The organism is Gordonia sp. i37 (genome assembly GCF_002043085.1).
GTDB classification, from domain to species: domain Bacteria; phylum Actinomycetota; class Actinomycetes; order Mycobacteriales; family Mycobacteriaceae; genus Gordonia; species Gordonia polyisoprenivorans.
On sequence record NZ_MVPX01000713.1, the window covers coordinates 1 to 366 of the forward strand.

Sequence of the window (366 nt, forward strand, 5' to 3'; positions counted from 1 at the left end):
TAGGGCGTGTCTGAGAATAGATGCACGAGTCAGCTGAGACCCTGGGGACATGTCCCGGTTCCAGATGCTCTCTGACACCCAATGGGAGTTGATCGCCCCGATGCTCCCGACCCGGACCGGCCGCGCCGGCAGGCCGTTCGCCGACGCCCGCACCATGGTGGAGGCGATCATCTACCGGTACCGGTGCGGAATCGCTTGGAGGGATCTGCCCGAGGTCTACGGGCCCTGGCAGACCGTGTGGACCTGGCATCGGCGCTTGGCTGAAGAGGGCACATGGGACACGGTGCTGGCCACGCTGACCGCCGCCGCTGACGCCGAAGGCCTGATCGATTGGTCGGTCTCGGTGGACTCCACGATCGCCCGCGC

Annotated in this window: 1 protein-coding gene; it reads left to right on the top strand. The window is 66.7% G+C overall.

The annotated features are described in order from the left end of the window. Positions 1 to 49: 49 nt before the first annotated feature. Positions 50 to 366: transposase (locus B1964_RS29760; protein WP_079932331.1), on the top strand; the 317-nt coding region annotated here is incomplete at its 3' end.